The sequence below is a fragment of the Psychrobacter sp. NG27 genome (assembly GCF_016106655.1).
Taxonomy (GTDB): Bacteria; Pseudomonadota; Gammaproteobacteria; order Pseudomonadales; family Moraxellaceae; genus Psychrobacter.
Window position 1 is genome coordinate 222,919 of the sequence record NZ_JADGIN010000003.1, and the last position, 20,958, is coordinate 243,876.

Genomic DNA, 20,958 nt, shown 5'->3' on the forward strand with positions numbered 1-20,958 from the left:
TAATGCGTTATACCACTCTCTTTTTATAAAGTAGGTTATGCAGGCAACTTGATTTTGTCTTTGAGCAAGAATTCCATCAAGGCTTTTTGCGCATGCAAGCGGTTTTCGGCTTCATCCCAAACGACAGAGCGTGGGTCATTGAGCATGTCATGGGAGATTTCCTCGCCGCGATGGGCTGGCAAGCAGTGCATAAACACCACTTCAGGATCAGCCTTGTCTAATAGAGACGGCGTCACTTGATAAGGCGCAAAACGACGTGCGCGCGTATTTTGCTCTGACTCTTGACCCATACTGGCCCATACATCGGTGACAATTAAGTTAGAGTCTTTTGCCGCGTCTTGCACATTTTCTACCAAACTGACACAGTGTGAAAATCGTTCCATAAGCTTTGGATCAGGCTCAAACCCATAAGGCGCTGCAACACGTAGCTCAAAACCAAACTGATTGGCAGCCTGCATAAAGGATGAGCACATGTTGTTGCCATCACCAACCCAAGTCACGATTTTATTTTCAATGCTACCGCGATGCTCATAATAGGTCTGCATATCAGCAAGCAACTGGCAAGGGTGGTACTCATCAGTCAAGGCATTGATAATAGGCACACTTGAGTATTCAGCAAAGGTCTCAACTTTTTCGTGCCCAAAGGTACGAATCATGATGATATCGACCATGCTAGAGATGACACGTGCTGAGTCTTCTAATGGCTCACCGCGACCGAGCTGCGTGTCGTTCGGTGATAAAAATATGGCGTTGCCACCAAATTGACCCATGCCCGTCTCGAACGAGATACGGGTACGAGTCGATGACTTTTCAAATATCATGCCAAGCGTACGACCCACAAAAGGCTGGTATATCTCGCCTGCATGTTGCATCTTACGCAATTCGCTTGCACGTTTGATTAGGTTTTCTAGTTCTTGTTTGGTTAAATCAGATAAGGTTAAAAAATGGCGCAAACTCATAGTAATCCTAGCAGTCGATCGCAGTCAGTGAAACGTCATCAGTGTTCAATAGCATCGCGTCAGGGCGTATACTGGGTTGACAACAAACTTTTAGTATAGCGTATTTACTTTCAATGTAAACGGGCAATTTTATCAAGATTCAATGGCTCACCAAATACGTTAAAACAGAGTGGTCAGCCATCAAATCTTGATAGGTTTCGATGACTACGCCAGTACACGCTTTGGACGTATGCTGAGGCGACACAGTAGCTCGTAGCTAATCGTGCCCGCATGTCCTGCGATTTCATCGACGCGTGGCGCATCGCCCCAGAGTATCACTTTACTGTCCAAAGCAAGGCTCTCAGGTGCATCACTGATATCAATGACAATCATATCCATAGCCACGCGCCCAATCACAGGGCAGCGGTAGTGTTGGGTGCTGTCGGCATCGATGACAGTGACATAAGCGTCACCTGTGACCACACGCGGATAGCCATCCCCATAGCCGACACTCACCAATGCCGTTCTAGTGTCTGTCTGAGCTTGCCAGTGACTGCCGTAACCAACGGCATCATTGGCACCGACAGTCTGTAGCGCAATAATCTGAGCACTAAAATCCATCGCTGGCTGCAAGTCTAATGCCTGCGCGCTTTGGTCAGTCACAGGTGAGCTACCATATAAAATGATACCTGGGCGTACCCAGTTATAATGATGCTCTGGGAAATTAACGACACCCGCCGAATTGCAAAATGAGCCTTGAATGTCTGGGCTAATAGTTGCTTGTAAAGTAGCCAACACACTTGAGAAACGCTGAATTTGCATCGCATTCAATGGGTGTTCACGCTCGTCAGCATTGGCAAAATGCGTGGCCAGTATCAGCTGATATCCAGCTTCATGTAGACGTTTTGCTACTGACAACACTTCCTCAGCATTAAAACCCAAACGGTTCATACCGGTATTGTATTTGAGCCAAGCCACTCTCGTTGCACTGCCGGCAGGCGGGATATTTTGTAGTGCCCACTCTAGCTGTGGTCGGTGGTGAATGACGCAGCTAATATCATGGTCAATCGCTTGTTGCCATTCATCAGCGCTAAACGCACCCTCTACGAGACCGATGGTTTTGTTCCAACCCAGTTGTCTGGCTTCTAATGCTTCCGTCAAGGTAGCAACGCCAATACCATCTGCTTGCTGCAGGGCTGGCAACACTGCCGCCACGCCATGTCCGTAGGCATTGGATTTTACCATGGCAAGCACTTTAGAGTGCGGTGCGCGTTGTTTTACCTGATTAAGGTTATGGGTAATGGCTTTTGGTTTTATGGTAATAGTGCGCATAATTGCCTTCTTTATAAGTAACATTATGAAGTTATAAAGCCAGTGCAACATTCATTGAGCTAATGTTGCACTGGCTAGTTTATTAAAAATCGTTCGCTATCTTACGAATATTGTCTCTTTAAAAAGCTTTTATTCATCATTTTCATAGCTGGCATTTTGATAGTACTCTGGTGTTAGATTGATAAAGCGGGTGAATTGACCCTCAAAGCCTAAGCGTAGCGTACCAATAGGGCCGTTACGCTGTTTGCCGATGATGATTTCAGCCACACCTTTATGATCTGAGTTTTCATTATAAACCTCATCGCGATAGATGAACATAATCAAATCGGCATCCTGCTCAATCGCACCAGATTCACGCAAATCTGACATGATAGGCCGCTTGTTAGGGCGGTTTTCTAGACTGCGGTTAAGCTGTGATAGTGCAATCACAGGGCATTCAAGCTCACGTGCTAGCGCTTTTAGACTACGAGAGATCTCAGAAATCTCTCCGACACGGTTGCCATCTAAGCCAGGCACTTTCATCAACTGTAGGTAATCGACCACGATCGCGCCCAGCTTGCCATCATGGTTTTTGGCGATACGGCGGCAGCGCGAGCGCATCTCAGACGGTGGCAGAGCAGTACTGTCATCGATATATAAGTGTTTGGATTGTAAGTGCTGAATGGCATTCATCATTTTTGCCCATTCATCTTCATTCATTTGTCCAGAGCGTAGATGCGTTTGGTTAATCGCACCCCATGAGGAGAGCAGACGCATCACGATAGACTCAGCAGGCATCTCCATCGAAAACACCACCACTGGTAAGTCTTCATTGAATAAAATCCCTTCTGCCAAGTTCATCGCAAAGGTGGTTTTACCCATAGAAGGACGGGCTGCGACAATGATTAAATCACCTGCCTGTAAACCTTGGGTTTTATTATTGAGCTCAGCAAATGGGGTCTGCAAACCAATCATGCCGTCTGGGTTTGACTTTAGTTCTTGAATCTTATCGATGACATTGGTCAACACAGAGGTAATGCCGACAGGGCCGCGCTGCTCAGCACGTTTGTTATGCTGCTCATTGATACTAAATATCTTGCCTTCAACATTGTCCAAGATATCACTGACGCTTTGATCTTTTGGATTATAGGCAAGCGTTAGCATGTCGTTACCCGTAGTAATCAGCTGACGTAGTGTGGATAGCTCACGTACACGCTGGGCATAAGCGGTCAGGTTAAACAATGTTGCAGGACTTTGGCTCAAAATATCGGCCAAATAACCGTCACCACCTGCGCCTTTGAGCAGTTTCTGAGCCTCTAGCCAGTCGTGTACCATGACCGTATCATAAGGCTCATTCACTGCTGCCAAATGGGCAATGGCATCAAAAATATACTGATGTCGCCCAGCATAAAAGTCGTCTTTGGTGACAATATCTGCAATTTTGTCGTATGCCTCTTCTATACTCATCAAAGACGCGAGCAATGCTTTTTCAATATCAATATTGTGCGGCGGTGTCTGATTGAGTAAGTCGTCGGTTTTTTCGTTGTCTGCCATGAGTGCCTAATGTGTCAAAAGTCGATATAGTCAAGTCTATATAAATCCGATACATCTTCATCCTCGCTAAGCATACCAATGTATAACTTGCACTCGGTTTCCTTGTATCGAAATTATATGGAACTGACTATATAAAAGAAGGTATAAAAAAAGAAGATAAACGGATATTCAGTATCCGTATTTATTTTAATAATATCGCAAAGTAACTGTGGCGTCTCTCTACGAGAGACGTACCAAAACGTGGTCTTACATCTGCCTGTAAATGCTACAATCAAAGGCGAAAGTTTAACACATAATGTGCTTTTTTTAGACCTCATGAGTAACTAAATCAAAAACTATCAAGCCTTATGAATTGAAAAAAGCATGCCACACCCAAGCATATAAATTAGTAAAATCCACTATAAATACAATAAAATCAATGATTTAATATAAAAAGGCCATTGTTATGACACAAGAAAAAAAACCACTATTGATTACCACAGGTGAGCCTGCGGGCATTGGAATGGATGTGGTATTAGGACTGGCGGCCGAGGGTAAATTGCAAGACTTCGCTCGTCCGATGTGGGTGACTGCTGACGCTAAAGCCATGCAAACTCGCGCAGATGAATTGGTCGCAGCAGGCATGCTCAAAAGTATACCTAGTTGGCATACTATCAATACAGATATAAATGCCGATAACTTCGATGTTAACTTGGTAACGCAGGTATCACAGCAGGATATAAACGCTGATAGTGCTTTTATTTTACTGAATATTCCTTGTACCGCACCAGTCGTCTGCGGACAAATCAATATCGCTAACTCGGCGATGGTGGCTAAGCAGTTAGAGATTGCCCATAATCTCGCAACCAGTGGCACAGTTGCTGCGATCGTCACAGGTCCACTACAAAAATCAGCACTGATAGATGCCGATATCAAGCTGTTAGATGGCACGATGTTCAGTGGTCATACCGAGTTTTTTATGCAGCAAAGCGATCGTGAAAAAGTCGTCATGATGCTCGCCAATCAAGCGATGAAAGTAGCGCTTGTTACCACGCATTTGCCATTAAAAGACATAGCCGCCGCTATCACAGCAGAAAATGTACGCCAAACCGTACAAATCGTGATTGATGACATGAGAGAGAAATTTGGTCTCACGCAGCCTCGCATCTTAGTCTGTGGCCTCAATCCGCATGCAGGCGAGGGCGGACATCTGGGTATGGAGGAGATTGATATTATCAATCCAGTGTTACGAGAGTTCATCCATGCGGGCGTGGATATATCAGAGGCAATGCCAGCCGATACATTGTTTACTACTAGACATTTAGCAAATTGTGATGCCGTTATCGCCATGTATCATGACCAAGGTTTACCAGTGCTAAAATCGCACGGATTTGGTGATACGGTTAACCTGACTTTAGGTTTGCCTTATATTCGTACTTCGGTCGATCATGGCACAGCGCTAGACTTGGCAGGAAACGGCGGTGCAAGTGCGACCAGCTTATATCAAGCACTGTGTATGGCAAATGAGATGGCTGACAAATCCCTTATTGATAGACCTCTTGCATAAGTCAATGTCTTAGAGATATTTGTCACGCAGTATTGGGTCACTTTAATATCAGCAATGGCTATCTGTTTATGAATCATCGCATCATCAAACATACTCTAATATAAGTGGTTTAATTATATCGGTCTTTTTTGAGTGGTCTGTTAATAGGTTCGAAGGGTAAGTTGACTGGTTCCGTTGAAGTACACCTAGGGCAAACTGTCGAATTATTTTCCCTTGAGGAAAATAATTCGACAGTTTGCCCAGCTTTAATAAGCTTTGGCTAAATATTCAAAGCAAAACTCAATAACACGCGTTTACCAGACTGAATTCGTGAAACACTGTGCTCATACTTATCGGGACGAAATAAATAAACTCTGTCAAACAGGTTTATAATGCAGTTTGAACACTCGAACACACCACCAACTTTAGGTTGAATTAAGACAAAGTTCAATTTGTAATAACGGCCTTTTTGTACGGGGTCACAGTGTTTCATAACGCTGTGGTTAGTAGGGTAGGTGACATAATTAATTGAAAAAATTCTACTACTGAAAATTGCTTTATTGGTTACTCTTTCGGTCATATCTAATCCATTATTTTACGTGTATTAAACGTCTCTTAACGCATCTCAAGCTAGCTGTATTGGTTGTAACTTAGTTAAATACTAGCGTGAATAATGTAATGAAATGTTCTACTTAATCTGAATTTTCGACAATGAGTACTTGATAGGCAAGCGAATCAGTAACCTATGAATAATTACATTAGTTGTGCCAAAGAATTACATCAGAACTGCCAGTCATTACTATCTCACACTGCCATCGGATGACATTTACGATGACCATTGAATAATATTAGGTTTACCACAAAGAGATTATGAAACGCTCTAGATATATCGGAGAGCAGATGTTTTAAAAGGTAATAGCAATTTAGGTATAGCTATTACAGACTGATCAACCAGTAACCAAGTTTCCAATAAACCACTCCCATACCGCATCGACAGCAGGTCGTGATACTGATGTCTGTTTACGAATAAGATAGTAATCAGGCTCAACGGCTAAATCTAAGTCACTGACTTGTAGCAAACGACCCGCAGACAAATCTGCTTGCACGAACGCCTGACAAGCAATCGCAATCCCTTGTCCTGCTAAAGCCGCATCTAAAGCCAGCGCAGTTTGGTTGAATACTGCACCTGGCAGCTTATCTTTCGTGTTAAGAAAATGGGGCCAATGGTTGTGTGAATCATGTAGCAGTGGCATCCCTTTTAATTGCTTGAGTGACATAGGAAGCGTGATGTTAGCGACAAAATAAGGATTAGCAATGGCTACCAGTTTTTGTTTGAACAATAACTGCGTATCAAAAGAGGATGGAAATGGTGGACGCGTGAGCCGTACCGCTATATCTACCTGATCACGGTCGAAATCTGCAATAGATTCAGTAGCGACAGTACGTAAGTCGACGTCAGGAACCGCAGTAGCTAGCGCCGAAAGATTGGGTAGTAAAATTTTAGTGGCAAATGTTGGTGTCACACTAATGGTCACCGTCTTAGGTTCTTTGAGTATCTGAGTGTTGGCCTTTTTTAAAATCTCAAACGCTCGTGTGACTTCTACAAAGTAGATTGCGCCTTGACCAGTAAGAGCCACCCCCTTTGGTAGCCTTTGAAACAGCGCAAATCCCATGTGTTCTTCTAATATACGCACCTGCTGAGCGACAGCCCCTTGTGTCACAAAAAGCTCATCGGCAGCCGCGCGAAAATTCAAGTGACGCCCCGCCGCTTCAAATGCACGTAATGCATTTAAAGAGGGTAAAGCGCGATAAACTTTTGACACAGCCACCTCTTAGACAATAGATTTTCTACAGTCTAGCATCTTTTAATATCATGCGAGATATTTACCCCTATTAGTTATGATAGGTAAACCAATCACTAATGGAGAAAATCATGACTATAGAAAAAGTTGCTCTGATTATGGCAGGTGGCTCAGGAATGGGTGCAGCGGCCGCGCGTAAGCTCGCTCAGGATGGTTATCAAGTGGCTATCTTATCATCCTCAGGTAAAGGGGAAGCATTAGCGAAAGAGCTTGGCGGTGTTGGTGTCACTGGTTCTAACTTGGTAGATGCTGATGTACAGCGCTTAGTTGATTTGGCAATGGATAAATGGGGCCGTATTGATGCGCTGGTAAACTCTGCCGGTCACGGTCCACGTGCGCCTGTTTTAGAAATTACCGATGAAGACTGGCATCAAGGTATGGAGGTTTATTTTCTCAGTGCGGTGCGGCCGATTCGCTTAGTTACGCCGATCATGGTGGCACAAGGCGGCGGTGCTATTGTCAATATTTCCACAACTTGGGTCACAGAGCCGACAGCAACCTTTCCAACCTCGACAGCGTTTCGAGCCAGTCTGGGAGTGTTTACTAAGATTTTCTCTAATGACTATGCGTCACAAGGTGTTCGCATTAATAATGTCTTACCTGGTTGGATTGACAGCTTGCCTGAAGTCGATGAGCGCCGTGAGAATGTGCCGATGGGACGTTACGGTAAAGCTGAGGAAGTTGCTGCAACGATTGCCTTTTTATTATCAGAGGCGGCTGGATATATTACGGGCCAGAGCATACGTGTTGATGGCGGTGTGACTCACTCTATTTTATAAAGGTCAATGCTATGTTTAGAGCATACACAGCACTAATATTGCTTGGTGTGATTTGGGGGTCAAACTTCATTTTTATGAAGTGGGCCACCGCTTTAATTACCCCTTCTCAAACTGTCTTTCTCCGAGTGTTGTTTGGGTTTATACCTTTAGCGTTAATCGCATGGCGTCATAAAGTTATTACTCGGGAGCAACTTGCGTATTTGCCGCATTTTATCGTTATGTCTGTACTCGCAACCTCCTTCTACTATTAGGGGTTTATTGCTGGTACTGCGTTGTTGCCCAGTAGTATCGCGGGGTTATTAAGTGGCTCAATCCCTATCTTTACTTTTGTAGGGGCAGCGCTTTTTTTGCCAGAGGAGAAACCCACTAAACAGATGGCGCTAGGGGTTGCATTAGGGTTCGCTGGTATTGCATTAAGCGCACGTCCATGGCAAGGCGGTATAAATATATCTCTTATAGGTGTTTTATGGATGCTCGCTGGTTCTTTGAGTGTTGGCGCATCATTCGTATACGTACGTCGTTTCTTATCGCATCTAAAGCTCCCACCATTGGCATTAGCCACATGGCAGATTGGTATTGCGGTGATGACGCTTGCCGTGCTCATTGATTTCGACGGAATTACTCATATAGCGACAGATGCCCAAGCACTGTGGGGCACTGTACTAGGACTTGGTATATTAGGAACGGGCGCCGCTTTCTTAATTTACTACTTTATTATTGAGACATTAGGCTCTGTGCGTGCCGCTGGTGCTACGTATATTGCGCCTATCGTTGCTATGATCATCGGCGCGATTATAGGAGAGGCTATTACTTATGTAGAAATTGTCGCCTTGCTACTGATACTTAGCGGCGTATTGCTCATTCAGACAGGTAGAGAGAAGGTAAAGTGAATCAATAAAACATAGGTCAACGATTAAAATATCAGGGAGCTTAAGAGTTACTGTTTATTTTTATAACGGGCTTTATGGTAAATGGGTTTAGAGGTAAAAATCCACCGGCTCGGTTGCGCTAAGGTATGGGCATTTTATCGATAAAATGTCTCAAAAACACAGCCTAATTATGAGCTGTGGTATAATTTGTCATTATAATACCAGCACATTGCTGCCATAGCCCATTTCTCTTTTATACATGAAGCCCTTTTTATGTCCAAAACTTCGTTTGATGCTCAAACCATTTCTAATAGCCTACGTGCTGCTAAACACCAACCGCGTAAACGCTTCGGCCAAAATTTCTTACATGACCGTAGTGTTATCCGTGAGATTGTTGAAAGCATTCGCTTAGAGCGCGATGACAATTTAATCGAGATCGGGCCAGGGATGGGCGCGTTGACTGAGCCATTATTGGCGGAGGTGGATGCGATGACGGTCGTAGAGCTAGATCGTGATTTGGCAGACAGCTTACGTATTCGTATCGGTGCCAATAGCCATCCAAATTTTGAGATTGTCAAAAACAATGCCATGCATGTAGATTATCGTGAGTTCTACAGTGAAGAACGCGGTAAGCTGCGCGTGGTGGGTAATCTACCGTATAACATCTCAACGCCTATCTTGTTTCATCTGCTTAGTTATGCGGATGTGATTCAAGACATGCATTTTATGTTGCAAAAAGAAGTGGTCGAGCGCATCACGGCCGATGTCGGTAGCAAAACCTATGGCCGTTTGTCTGTCATCATGCAGTACCACTGTGATACAGATTATCTGCTGACAGTGCCTCGAGGCGCATTTAATCCGCCCCCAAAAGTGACCAGTGCTGTCTTTCGCCTGACACCGCATATCAACAAGCCCATCGTTGCGAACGACGAAGAACATTTTGCCATTGTCGTACGTGAGACCTTCAATCATCGCCGCAAGACATTACGCGCAATCTTTAAAAAATCAACGCTGTTACCAACGCTGAGCGAAGATGATTTCGCAGCGTGCAGTATTGATCCGCAAGCACGTCCTGAGACCTTGAGCGTCACAGATTTTGTCAATCTAAGCAACCATTCAAGGCATTTAGAAGTATAAGTGCTGATTTTTCTGCCATTATCATCTCTAAAAGATTGAGGTATTATGAGTTTTCGCCATCAGTACGTCATTGGTGACCTACAAGGTTGCCATGCAGCTTATCTGCAATTACTAAAAACACTAGATTTTGATCCTGCTCAAGACAAGCTATGGTTTGCCGGTGATTTGGTGGCGCGTGGTGAAGATTCATTGAATACGCTGCGTGATGTAAAGGCATTGTGCGAGCAGGGTGCTGCAGCCACTGTGTTGGGCAATCATGATCTCAACTTGATTGCGGTATGGCGCGGTGCTGCAAAAATTAAGCGTAAAGACAAAACAGCACCTATTTTTGCCGCTGATGACTGTGATGAGCTGCTCGAATGGTTGCGTCGGCAGCCGATACTGGCTTATCCAGATGATCATACGGTACTGGTACATGCTGGCATTCCACCGCACTGGACTATTGACGCGGCAGAAACACACGCTCAGGAGCTAGAATCACAACTACAAGGCAGCTTAAAACAGCTTGATCGATTATTACCGAATTTGTATAGCAAAGAAGCTGATGAATGGCATGCAAGCATCAATGGCTTTACCAAGATGCGCGCGATTGCCAATTACTTCACTCGGATGCGTCTGTGCAAGCAAGATGGATCGCTTGAGTTTAGCTTTTCAGGGGAATTAGATGAGCCGATGCCAGAGGGCTTTTCTCCTTGGTTTGAGTGGCCAGTACCGCGTACGCGTAAGATATTATTTGGCCACTGGGCTGCTCTAAAAGCCGAGATTGATTTGCCAACTGTGCGTGCACTTGATGGTGGCTGTGTTTGGGGCAACCATTTATTGGCTTATCGATTGGGGGATGGTCAAGTCATCACGTCTAGCGCCCATTGCCACGTTGATAATTGAGGCATAAAAGCCGTTTTTACAGTTCATTTTAGTGGTTGATACATCAGCTTAACGGACAATGTACCGAAACCACCAAAGTCACCCATCTAGTTGGGTAGCTTTGGTGGTTTTTTAGGTTTTGGCAAAGGGTTTTTGGCATCACCAGTAGATTTGTCATCATGGTCGGCATCACTATGCTCATCAGCGATAATATCATTGTGCTCGCTATCAATCGTACTGATGGTCTTAGTGGCTTTGTCATACTGGATATCATCAGTATACGGCATGCTGTTCAGTTCATCATCTACCAAGCCATCGTCTAAATCCATGACCTTTTTGGGAGAGGTATGAGGCTGAGTATAATCGCCGTTTGGCTGATTGTCATAGTATATGTCTGTACTTGTTTGAGTGGTTTGCTTAGACTCAGGCAATATTCTGACATCAGACAGTCGGCGCACCACATAATTACTGGGTATGGCTTTACCATTTTTTTGTGCCGAGGTATCATCAAATATCATATGACCTTGGCTATCAATCCGTGCATACTTCATGGGCTTATCGCGCGGCCAAAAGAAGTCAGAGGGGTGGCTGATAATATGACCAAACACGAGCTTTGTGAGGCGACTCCATTCAAAGAAACGCACTTCTTTAGAACGCAGAGCGACAAATAATGCCAGCGAAAAGCTGACGACCAAGTTAACCATACCAATAAGCGCCACGCCAAGTATGGACAGCAGAATGATATTCCAGTTTATGTCATCAATCGAGGAGTTAAACAGTCCGTGTGCTAAGTTGGCCGAGGCAAAGGCAATATGACGAATATCAATTGGTAGGCCAAATAAATAGCCAATCGTCGCGGTACTCCCTAAGAAAACCCCGAACAAGAAATTACCCATGATAGCGCCCAAGTTGGCTTCTATAAAGCCTCCTAAGCGTTGCAGCCATGCTTTTGGCAGTAGGAACTGTAATAGTCTATGGCGCTGTATACGAGCGCCAACATTGTTATACACGGCTAGATTGTCATAATAACCGGCAATCAAACCAGATAAAAACAAGTACACACCAGCAATGGCTGCATGAGGAAGTGCCAACGAATGAAAGGGGTCTAAGTCATGGAGTAGGTGACCTGCTTTTTCAGTGCCAATCATTGGCGCACCTGTGTACTGCAACCAAGCAAAAGAGATGATAAGCGCAACAGGTATAGCCAACATGACGTTACCCATAATGGCAATAAACTGCGTGCGCAAAATATCAACGACCAACTCTGAAAGTTTGGTCAGCTGGTGAGACTTTTTACCAGAGCCTTCAGAGATGGTAGAGGCAATGGCTGCTGCTGTCATGGCGGGCTGCTTGGTTGCTACGGTGCCCCGAATAACATGAATGAAAACAAAGCCCAAGCCATAAATCATACTATTGATAAATGCTCGGCCCATAGGGGCAAGTGCCAAATGATAAGCCAATATCTTTATGGTTGCCATAAAGGCAATCACAAAACCACCAATAGAGGCTTTTTTGAGCATCTTTTGATAGCCAGCTTTATCGGTGCTGATATAGTGCTCACCCACACGGCTCGCATTTTCGGTGACTTTACGTGAGAGCAGTTTGGTGTTGTTATCAATCAGGTAGCCGATACTATAACGGCGATTGGCAGTGGTAATCAGGGCTTGTATCAGCTCAATAACGGCCCGATCTCGCTTTTGGTTGTCATCGGTCACAAGCTCCGTCAAAATCCGTATCCGCTGCAAGCTTTGATCCAAACGCAGCATCATATTGGTCAAACGAATAGAGATACCTGTTTTATAAATACGTTTACGTACCGTGGCCACAATGTCTTCGCATTGCTCTAACATGACCAGTAAAGGTGCTGGATCAACAGCATGCTCAGGAGTAATGTCAGTGAGGGTATCCAATTCATGCGCTTGACGGTATTGATTGACAAACAGTACCGCTTCTTGATTTTGTGCCACAAAAGAGGCTGAATAATTCAGCATTTGCGGATAGGAGTCCATCAAATCAGGATGCAAACCAAGACCACTAATGCGATACGATAGAATAATGATGGCATTCAAAATGCTGTTTTTTGCCGTCGCTACTAAATTTAAGTGCTTGTCTTCTACTTTGATCTGCTTGACCAGATCATCCCATTTGTCTTTTTCGATATTGTTGAGCCAACGTTCGTCAGAGCGTTTGTCGAATAAATAACCAACCAGTTCAACCACTGAATCGTCTTGAGGTAATATCGGCAAAAAACGATGACCGATCAGCCGCCGTAGACTATTAAAGAATCCTTGATCTGACATGATGCCAGTATCGGTATACAGCGCGATTTGACGGTATTGGATAATCAGTTTTAGCACAAAGCTAGACAGACCATCTCCATATTCTGGATGCTGATGTAAAATATCAATGAGATTTTGGATTTTTTCATTGGCTAAAGCAGGTTCTTTATCGCTGACACGTAGCTCATCAATCAAACGTTTGAGCACCGACGGATCGGGCACATCACTGAGTGCTGTAATCTGTTGTAAAATGCGTTTTAATTCTGACACGTCGCACCCTTTATCATAGTTGTTTCGATCGTTTTTATTATCTAATACCGTGCATCATACATGCGATTAGGAAGATGGTTCTTGCTAAGAGTTTATTAGCATCATACTGTTATCAGAGCGACATTCTGTCTTGCGTTATTTTAATCATAACAGTGGCCGGATAGTAAATTATTTTGTTAGCAGTTATTTTGGTGGTTCTTGGTTAGGGTTTCTTGGTCAATGACTGCGACAAAAAAAGGACAGTAATATTACTGTCCTTCTTATCGATACTTTATAAGACTGTTCGAGATTTCTAGCTAGCAGGGACGTCAAAATAATTCAGATCAAAGTTCATCATTGGATCACTACCAGCTTGTACCATCTGTGCATGCGACTCAATACGTGGCAATATACGACCAACGAAATAATCGGCTAGCTTGGCTTTATTGGTATAAAAATCACCTTCTTTGCCATCAGCAGCTTCGACCATCATCGCAAACATGTAAGAATAAGACAAGTAACCAAAGGCATGCATGTAATCTACGGCACAGCCATTGACTTCATTTTTGCGTTCGCCGATGTTACTCAGTACGGTGTTGGTAAGCGCTTCAATGGTATCTGCCGCATCTAGCGTGGCTTGTTTGATACCGTGATCTGCTTGCATATTATTGACAAAGTCACGAATCTCACCCAAGAAATGAGTGACGTATTTGCCGTTATTTTTTGCCACTTTACGACCCAATAAATCAAGCGCCTGAATACCGTTGGTGCCTTCATAAATCTGAGCGATACGCGTATCACGTACGATTTGCTCCATACCCCATTCGCGGATATAGCCATGACCACCAAAGACTTGCTGGCAATCAACGGTCGCTTCTAAGGCTTTGTCAGTTAAGAAAGCTTTAGCAACTGGGGTCAGTAGGGCAACGCGAGCAGAAGCCGCTTTTGCTGATTCAGGATCGGTACTAAATTTCTCTTCATCGAGGTTCTTAGCAACGTACATGGCAAAACAACGTGAGGCTTCGGTGTTGGCTTTGGCATTCAGTAGCATGCGGCGCACGTCAGCATGATGAATGATGGCATCAGCAGGTTTTTCTGGGCTTTGAAGCTGCGTATCGCTACGACCTTGACCACGGTCATTGGCATATAGCGCAGCATTTTGATAAGCCAGCTCAGAACCGCCAAGGCCTTGTAGGCCCATGGTGACACGCTCGTAGTTCATCATAATGAACATTGATGACAGACCTGTGTTTTCTGCACCAACCATCCAACCTTTGGCATTATCAAAGTTCATCACACAAGTGGCAGAGGCTTTGATGCCCATTTTGTGCTCAATAGAACCAACTGCTAATGTATTGCGCTCGCCCAAGCTACCATCTGCATTGACCAAGAATTTTGGTACCACAAACAGCGAGATACCTTTTGAGCCTTCTGGTGCATTAGGTGTTTTTGCCAGTACCAAATGAATGATGTTGTCAGTGAGGTCATGCTCACCGCCCGTGATAAAGATTTTGGTACCAGAGATGTCATAGCTGCCATCATCATTAGGCACTGCTTTAGTTTTGATAATGCCCAAATCCGTACCTGCATGCGGTTCAGTCAAACACATGGTGCCTGCCCATTCACCATTGTACATTTTTTCTAGATAAGTTTGTTTTTGCTCTTCAGAGGCTGCTGCGTTTAGGCATAGCGTCGCACCAACGGTTAGATTTGGATACAGTGCAAACGATTGGTTTGCAGTAAATACCATCTCTTCTGTCAGCATGGTCACCATTTTAGGGAACCCTTGACCGCCGTATTCTGCATTACCACTTAAGCCAACCCAACCTGATTCAGCAAATTGCTTGTACGCTTCTTTAAAACCTGTTGGGGTAGTGACGACGCCATCACCATGAAAGGTTGCGCCTTCTTCATCACCACTGCGATTGATAGGCAATAGAACGTTTTTAGACAGTTTTGCCATTTCTTCTAAAATCATATCGACTGTTTCTATATCGACATGAGCGAGGTTTTCGTTATTTTGCCAAAATTTAGGCGCATTAAATACATCATTTAAGATAAAGCGCATGTCATTAAGAGGGGCATTATAAACAGCCATAAACATTCCTTTGATTCAAATGAATAAAATTAGATTCTTTGAGATTATTAATGGTTCTCTTGATATAGCATTAGAGGTGAATAACCAAAGTTTAACAAATAAGCGTGTGAGCGAGTGTATTTGTTCGTGAATTGTGCGTGCACCAAAAGTTAGTAGCGACTATTGTGATGCTGAAAATACCTCTCAAGTGTTAGAGCCACCATTGACGTATGGTACTAGCAAGATGAACAGCGCTACAAAATAAATCGGCAACATACTATGGTATGTTGCCGATCATGTATCTTAGCTAACTTATAAAGTCTTTAATTAAAAGGCAAACTGCTCAACATCCATGCTCATGTACGGCTCAACACCAGTGCTGATTCGCTCTACGTGTGTGGTAGTACGTGGAAGCAATTTGGCAAAATAGAACTGTGCCGTCTTGATTTTAGCATCATAGAATGCAGGCTCGCTGCTGCCATCAGCAATAGCGGTTTGTGCCACAAGTGCCATACGTGCCCATAAATAAGCCAAAGTCACATAACCACTGAAGTACATGTAATCAACCGCTGCACCGCCTACTGCTTCAGGGCTTTCAGTGGCTTGCATGCCAATGCGTGCTGTTAAGTCGCCCCATTCTTTTAGATGCTTGACTAGTGGACGGATAAATTGACCCATCTCATCATTTTCTTTGTTTTCATCACAGAAGTCTTGGATAACTTTGACAAAGTTTGCAAGCAGCTTACCTTGTGAGCCCAATACTTTACGTCCCAATAGATCAAGTGCTTGGATTTCAGTCGTACCTTCGTATAGACAAGCGATACGGGTATCACGTACGTTTTGCTCCATACCCCATTCACTTACAAAGCCATGACCGCCATAGACTTGAATGCCATGGTTGGCCGCTTCTAGACCCGTCTCGGTCAAAAATGCTTTAGCGATTGGTGTCAATAGTGACAACATTTGGTCAGCAAATTTCAACTCTTCGCCTTCACCTTTTGCGACGGTATCTGCAAAATGTGAGAGATAATAGACCAATGCACGACCACCTTCAGCAAAGGCTTTTTCGGTCAATAGCATGTTGCGGACCGCTGGATGTACAATGATTGGGTCAGCTACTTTTTCTGGTGCTTTGGTACCTGACAAAGAGCGCATGGCCAGACGATCTTTGGCATAAGTCAATGAGCCTTGGAATGCGTACTCTGCAGCAGTCAAGCCCTGAACAGCAGTACCGATACGGGCAACGTTCATGAAAGTGAACATGCACTGTAGGCCACGGTTTTCAGGTCCGATTAAGTAGCCAGTGGCACCATCGAAGTTGATCACACAAGTGGCAGAGGCTTTAATGCCCATTTTATGCTCGATAGAGCCACAAACGACATTGTTGCTTTCGCCAACGCTACCATCTTCTTGAACCGTCATTTTAGGAACGATAAACAAAGAGATGCCTTTTGTGCCAGCAGGTGCGCCTGGTAGGCGCGCCAATACAATGTGAATAATATTGTCGGTTAAATCATGCTCGCCAGCTGAGATAAAAATCTTTTGACCAGTAATGCTATAGCTACCATCTTCTTTAGGCTCAGCTTTGGTACGGATGATACCCAAGTCAGAACCGGCATGTGCTTCAGTCAGACACATCGTACCTGACCATTCACCGCTGATCATTTTTTCTAAATAGATGTTTTTTTGCTCATCAGTACCATGATGCTCGATGGTTTGGATCGCACCATGTGATAGGCCTGGGTACATAGAGAATGACCAGTTAGCCGTACCAACCATCTCATTGATGACCGTTGATAGTGAAAACGGCATGTTTTGACCACCAAACGCTTCTTCAGCAGATAAAGCAGGGAAGCCAAGCTCACAATAAGCTTTATAGGCTTCTTTAAAGCCTTTTGGCGTAGTGACAACACCATTTTCAAACTTACAGCCTTCAGCATCACCGCTCTGGTTGAGTGGCGACAGCTCATTCTCAGCAAAGCTTGCAGCCATTTCAAACAGGCTATCCATCAGCTCGCGGTCCGCTTCTTGAAATGCAGGTAGCGTTTTGTAGTGGCTTTCGCTATCGAGTAGTTCATGCATAACGAATTGAATATCACGTAAGGGCGCTTTGTATTGCATAACTTCCTGTCCTTTTTGGAATGTAACCAATCACAGTCAGTATTAGGCATAAAATTGCACTGGTATGTGGTGCATGGATTCGGCCTGACTTATGCTAAAAATTAAACCAGCAGTAAGTATAAAAACAGATTGACTGTGTTATTGATGACATAAAATAGTATTGAAAAAATCATGATTGTTAGAGTCGATAGACGACTAAATGAGTTCTAACAAATTCACTATAAAAGATAGGCGTTCATAGGAAATTATACAAGTTTGGTGACAGGACTGATAAGTCATGAACCTATCTTGCATCAATTATACAATCAACGTTAGGCGCAAAAAAATCATCGTAATAACCCTATGAAAACTTTCATGATGCTAGGGATTATCATCATTAGTATGCTACATTTTTTAGCCGATTTAGACCGCTGTTAACGGCACTGAACCACACTAAAGCCATGCTCTAAAAAAGCCGCTACAACTATATTTGCAGCGGCGCATCTGTTAACTGTGTCTGATAGGGTGTCCTGCTTACCATCAATAGGACGTATTAACAGCAGTTCTATTTGGCAGTGTGCTGTTCCATTAGCATTTTGGTTGCAGCATCAGCAGTTACTGGTTTGCTAAACCAATAACCTTGACCGTTCTCACAGCCCATGTCCAATAAAACATCACGCTGTTCCACCGTTTCAATGCCTTCGGCGACGACCTGCATGTCTAGCGCAACTGCTAAATCCAAAATGGCTTTGACGATAGCATACTGGGTGCGATCGGTATCAATATTTGAGATAAAGCTTTTATCGATTTTGATAAAGTCAAAAGGATACTCTTGTAAGTAGCTCAAAGACGCATAGCCAGTACCAAAATCGTCTAGAGCAAGACAAATCCCCAACTCTTTTAGCAAATTCAGTTGTTTTCTCACATTATCGTGGCGTTGAATCAAAGAAGATTCAGTCACCTCAATATGCAATTGATGGGCGGCAATATCATGCTCCACCAGCAAGCCACTTACCATCGCAAAAAACTCAGGATGACTAAATTCAGCGGCATCCGCATTGATACAAACATGCTGAGAGAATCCTTGCTGCTGCCAAATCGACAGCTGCTTTGCAATCTGAATGGCCATTTGTGAAAACAGCTCAAACGACAGCTTATGAGTGAGAATAGCATCGATGAAGTGTATGGGCTTTAATAGTCCACGAGTTGGATGCTGCCAACGCACGAGTGCCTCAAATCCTGTAATCTCGCCAGTATCTAATGAGAATTTTGGCTGATAGTGGGGGACAAACTGACCTGCTGTGGTAGCCAGCCTAAGCTCAGCCTCGAGTTGTAAGCTGCCTGCAGTATCCTCTTCAATGGCATCATCATACCAGCGGATGTCATCCCCGCCATGTTGTTTGACATATTGTAAGGCTTTCTCAGCTTTGGTCAGTAGTTCTATGACATCACAATCGTCTTTTGGAAAATAACTGACGCCAATAGATACGTGATAATAAATATTGTTGTCAGCAGCTTGATTTTTTCCTAAAGAAAAAGGACGTTCACACATTTGCATGAGTGTGTCTAGCTGATGGCGTACTAGGTTGGCGTCATTATATTCAAACAGCAAGGCAAAGTCGTCACCACCAAAGTGGGAGAAACATCGTAAATTTTTTAATTTGAGTGCTTCGACACCTGAGACAAAGTTCTTTATTAATTTATTGGTACCTTCAGGTCCTAACAAGCTCGAAAGATTGCGATAGCGATCGATATTCAGACGTACCACCACCACTTCTTGGTAACTGTCTAATAATATATCGCTGGTCTGGTTCAAAAAAACTTTTCGGTTGGGCAGTCCTGTCAATTGATCGTAGTTGAGTAAATGTGCGAGCTGTTTTTGGTCTTTCACCGCCGAAGACAAATCTTGTATCATACAAACATGGTAGGTGCCTTGCTCGATATGGATTCTACGGTAGCTGATATGGCAATCTAATGTCTGTCCATAGCGATTGGCCATGGAAAAATCAAGCTCATAAAACCCATGCTCATCTAAGTTGTGATGGATGTCTCTTAAAATAGACTGTTCTTCAACTGATAAAAACTCAGCAGCATAAATACCTAGCGGTCGACCAACCAAAAAGGCCTCTTTATAGCCTATCATGAGCTCATAGCTGGCATTAACGGATAGATAGCGTAAATTGCTATCTAATATAAATATGGCATCTTCGAGGCGTTCGCACAGTTCGGTCATTAATTGTTGTTTGGTCAATACTGACAAGGGTTCAAAATTGCTCATAATAAGATCTCACAAAAGAGAATGGCTTATAGGAAATAAGAATTGAACTATCAAGGCATGCTTAATCAGTGACAAATAAAAAACAGCAGGCTCTTAGATAGTAGGTGTAAATGATCTAAAATGCTATTGTTATTCAATTATTTATCAGTTTTATCAAACACTTAATGCATGCAAGGTAGACAGTGCGACCACAGGTGCTGTTTCGGTACGTAGTACTCTGGTACCAATTTGCCAAGGACTAAAACCAACGGATGATGCCTGCTGACGCTCATCAGGACTTAAACCGCCTTCAGGGCCAATCAGTAATTTAATATAAGGGGTTTCTTGTTTGAGGATTTGGAGTAAGTTATCAGGCATTGCAGGCTGACCCGCTGCTGGCACACTCATTTGCATACACAGATCTGCAGGTTGTAGTAAGGCTTGATAATAAATATCTTGACTAAGTAGAGCAACAAGAGGGCTGACGGTCAGCTGTCTATTAGAAGTATCAGAATCTAAAGATTTTAGCCAGTCATTAATAGACAAAGGGGAGAGAATCAACGGTGGGCGGTTGAGGCCGCACTGCTCACAGGCAGCGATAGCCACTTGTTGCCAGTGTGCGAGTTTTTTGTCTACTTGAGCGGGTTTTAGAGAGATTTCCCCATGGTGGCTACTCAGCAATTGGATGGCCGTGACGCCAAGCTCAGTGGCTTTTTGGATAGCATAATCCATACGCTCTCCGCGGCTCATGACCAGACCTATTTCACAAAGAATCGGTGCGGTTTTATCATCTGTGACTTGCGATAGCAATGTGGCTGTCGCCGATTTTTTGCTAATGCTCTTAAGCTGAACTTGATATTCACCGCCAAACCCGTCAAACAAGATACCTTGATCACCAACACTTGCTCGCAATACGCGGCACCAGTGATGAACAATATTATCTGGTAGTTCAAGCTCACTACCTATTGAGAGCGCTTTTAGCTTGATTGAGAACGAAGTATCACTGCTGGCACTTCCATGGCTATAAAAAAAACGTCGCACGTTATCTTATTCCTATTATTTGATTAAGCTTAATTATTATCGGGTTGGTAGAATATCACTTGAGACAATTAAAGACATTTATTTTATGAGAATTTTTCTTAATAAAAGTTATTTTT

General features: G+C 43.7%; 15 protein-coding genes. 6 read left to right on the top strand and 9 right to left on the bottom strand.

Annotation, left to right across the window (positions count from 1 at the left end):
• Window positions 1–35: 35 nt before the first annotated feature.
• The 3 genes from argF to dnaB form a co-directional block, all read right to left on the bottom strand.
• Window positions 36–959, bottom strand: coding sequence for an ornithine carbamoyltransferase (gene argF / locus IP485_RS07020; protein WP_071001655.1), 924 nt, complete (start codon window positions 957–959; stop codon window positions 36–38).
• Window positions 960–1,163: 204 nt separating this feature from the next.
• Window positions 1,164–2,270, bottom strand: a complete 1,107-nt coding sequence (alr, locus tag IP485_RS07025; protein WP_198326627.1) for an alanine racemase — start codon at window positions 2,268–2,270, stop codon at window positions 1,164–1,166.
• 129 nt (window positions 2,271–2,399) lie between these two features.
• Entirely contained in the window at window positions 2,400–3,803 is a 1,404-nt protein-coding gene (gene dnaB, locus IP485_RS07030) for a replicative DNA helicase (RefSeq protein WP_194364285.1), read from the bottom strand.
• Window positions 3,804–4,248: 445 nt separating this feature from the next.
• Here dnaB and pdxA point away from each other — a divergent pair, with 445 nt between their 5' ends.
• Complete coding sequence (gene pdxA / locus IP485_RS07035) at window positions 4,249–5,349, top strand: 4-hydroxythreonine-4-phosphate dehydrogenase PdxA (protein WP_198326628.1); 1,101 nt, start codon at window positions 4,249–4,251, stop codon at window positions 5,347–5,349.
• 926 nt (window positions 5,350–6,275) lie between these two features.
• Here pdxA and IP485_RS07040 read toward each other — a convergent pair.
• Window positions 6,276–7,151, bottom strand: a complete 876-nt coding sequence (locus tag IP485_RS07040; RefSeq protein WP_198326629.1) for a LysR substrate-binding domain-containing protein — start codon at window positions 7,149–7,151, stop codon at window positions 6,276–6,278.
• A 110-nt stretch (window positions 7,152–7,261) separates the two neighbouring features.
• Between IP485_RS07040 and IP485_RS07045 the strand changes: the two genes are divergently transcribed.
• The 5 genes from IP485_RS07045 to IP485_RS07060 all read left to right on the top strand — a co-directional run bounded on the left by IP485_RS07045 (window position 7,262) and on the right by IP485_RS07060 (window position 10,860).
• Window positions 7,262–7,969: an SDR family oxidoreductase gene (locus IP485_RS07045; RefSeq protein WP_198326630.1), complete on the top strand. Its 708-nt coding sequence runs from the start codon at window positions 7,262–7,264 to the stop codon at window positions 7,967–7,969.
• Window positions 7,970–7,980: 11 nt separating this feature from the next.
• Window positions 7,981–8,220, top strand: a complete 240-nt coding sequence (locus tag IP485_RS13875) for a DMT family transporter (protein WP_265090934.1) — start codon at window positions 7,981–7,983, stop codon at window positions 8,218–8,220.
• 21 nt (window positions 8,221–8,241) lie between these two features.
• A complete protein-coding gene (locus IP485_RS07050; RefSeq protein WP_265090935.1) occupies window positions 8,242–8,859 on the top strand; it encodes a DMT family transporter in 618 nt (205 codons plus the stop codon).
• Between the two features lie 252 nt (window positions 8,860–9,111).
• Window positions 9,112–9,975, top strand: a complete 864-nt coding sequence (gene rsmA, locus IP485_RS07055) for a 16S rRNA (adenine(1518)-N(6)/adenine(1519)-N(6))-dimethyltransferase RsmA (RefSeq protein WP_194364290.1) — start codon at window positions 9,112–9,114, stop codon at window positions 9,973–9,975.
• Window positions 9,976–10,020: 45 nt separating this feature from the next.
• Window positions 10,021–10,860 (top strand): symmetrical bis(5'-nucleosyl)-tetraphosphatase, encoded by an 840-nt coding sequence (locus IP485_RS07060; protein ID WP_198326631.1) that lies wholly within the window; start codon window positions 10,021–10,023, stop codon window positions 10,858–10,860.
• Between the two features lie 86 nt (window positions 10,861–10,946).
• Here the strand turns inward: IP485_RS07060 and IP485_RS07065 are convergent, their stop codons facing one another.
• The 5 genes from IP485_RS07065 to IP485_RS07085 form a co-directional block, all read right to left on the bottom strand.
• Window positions 10,947–13,388: a site-specific recombinase gene (locus IP485_RS07065; RefSeq protein WP_198326632.1), complete on the bottom strand. Its 2,442-nt coding sequence runs from the start codon at window positions 13,386–13,388 to the stop codon at window positions 10,947–10,949.
• 292 nt (window positions 13,389–13,680) lie between these two features.
• Complete coding sequence (locus IP485_RS07070; protein ID WP_198326633.1) at window positions 13,681–15,465, bottom strand: acyl-CoA dehydrogenase C-terminal domain-containing protein; 1,785 nt, start codon at window positions 15,463–15,465, stop codon at window positions 13,681–13,683.
• Window positions 15,466–15,771: 306 nt separating this feature from the next.
• On the bottom strand, window positions 15,772–17,565 hold the full coding sequence (locus IP485_RS07075) for an acyl-CoA dehydrogenase C-terminal domain-containing protein (RefSeq protein ID WP_197176647.1): 1,794 nt from the start codon (window positions 17,563–17,565) through the stop codon (window positions 15,772–15,774).
• A 544-nt stretch (window positions 17,566–18,109) separates the two neighbouring features.
• Entirely contained in the window at window positions 18,110–19,822 is a 1,713-nt protein-coding gene (locus IP485_RS07080) for a putative bifunctional diguanylate cyclase/phosphodiesterase (RefSeq protein WP_198326634.1), read from the bottom strand.
• 153 nt (window positions 19,823–19,975) lie between these two features.
• Window positions 19,976–20,842, bottom strand: coding sequence for a 16S rRNA (uracil(1498)-N(3))-methyltransferase (locus tag IP485_RS07085; RefSeq protein WP_198326635.1), 867 nt, complete (start codon window positions 20,840–20,842; stop codon window positions 19,976–19,978).
• Window positions 20,843–20,958: the final 116 nt, after the last annotated feature.

Bases quoted from the DNA above. Each gene is read 5' to 3' on its own strand.
- argF (WP_071001655.1), bottom strand. From the start codon at position 959: ATGAGTTTGCGCCATTTTTTAACCTTATCTGATTTAACCAAACAAGAA.
- alr (WP_198326627.1), bottom strand. From the start codon at position 2,270: ATGCGCACTATTACCATAAAACCAAAAGCCATTACCCATAACCTTAAT.
- dnaB (WP_194364285.1), bottom strand. From the start codon at position 3,803: ATGGCAGACAACGAAAAAACCGACGACTTACTCAATCAGACACCGCCG.
- pdxA (WP_198326628.1), top strand. From the start codon at position 4,249: ATGACACAAGAAAAAAAACCACTATTGATTACCACAGGTGAGCCTGCG.
- IP485_RS07045 (WP_198326630.1), top strand. From the start codon at position 7,262: ATGACTATAGAAAAAGTTGCTCTGATTATGGCAGGTGGCTCAGGAATG.
- IP485_RS13875 (WP_265090934.1), top strand. From the start codon at position 7,981: ATGTTTAGAGCATACACAGCACTAATATTGCTTGGTGTGATTTGGGGG.
- rsmA (WP_194364290.1), top strand. From the start codon at position 9,112: ATGTCCAAAACTTCGTTTGATGCTCAAACCATTTCTAATAGCCTACGT.
- IP485_RS07060 (WP_198326631.1), top strand. From the start codon at position 10,021: ATGAGTTTTCGCCATCAGTACGTCATTGGTGACCTACAAGGTTGCCAT.
- IP485_RS07070 (WP_198326633.1), bottom strand. From the start codon at position 15,465: ATGGCTGTTTATAATGCCCCTCTTAATGACATGCGCTTTATCTTAAAT.
- IP485_RS07075 (WP_197176647.1), bottom strand. From the start codon at position 17,565: ATGCAATACAAAGCGCCCTTACGTGATATTCAATTCGTTATGCATGAA.
- IP485_RS07080 (WP_198326634.1), bottom strand. From the start codon at position 19,822: ATGAGCAATTTTGAACCCTTGTCAGTATTGACCAAACAACAATTAATG.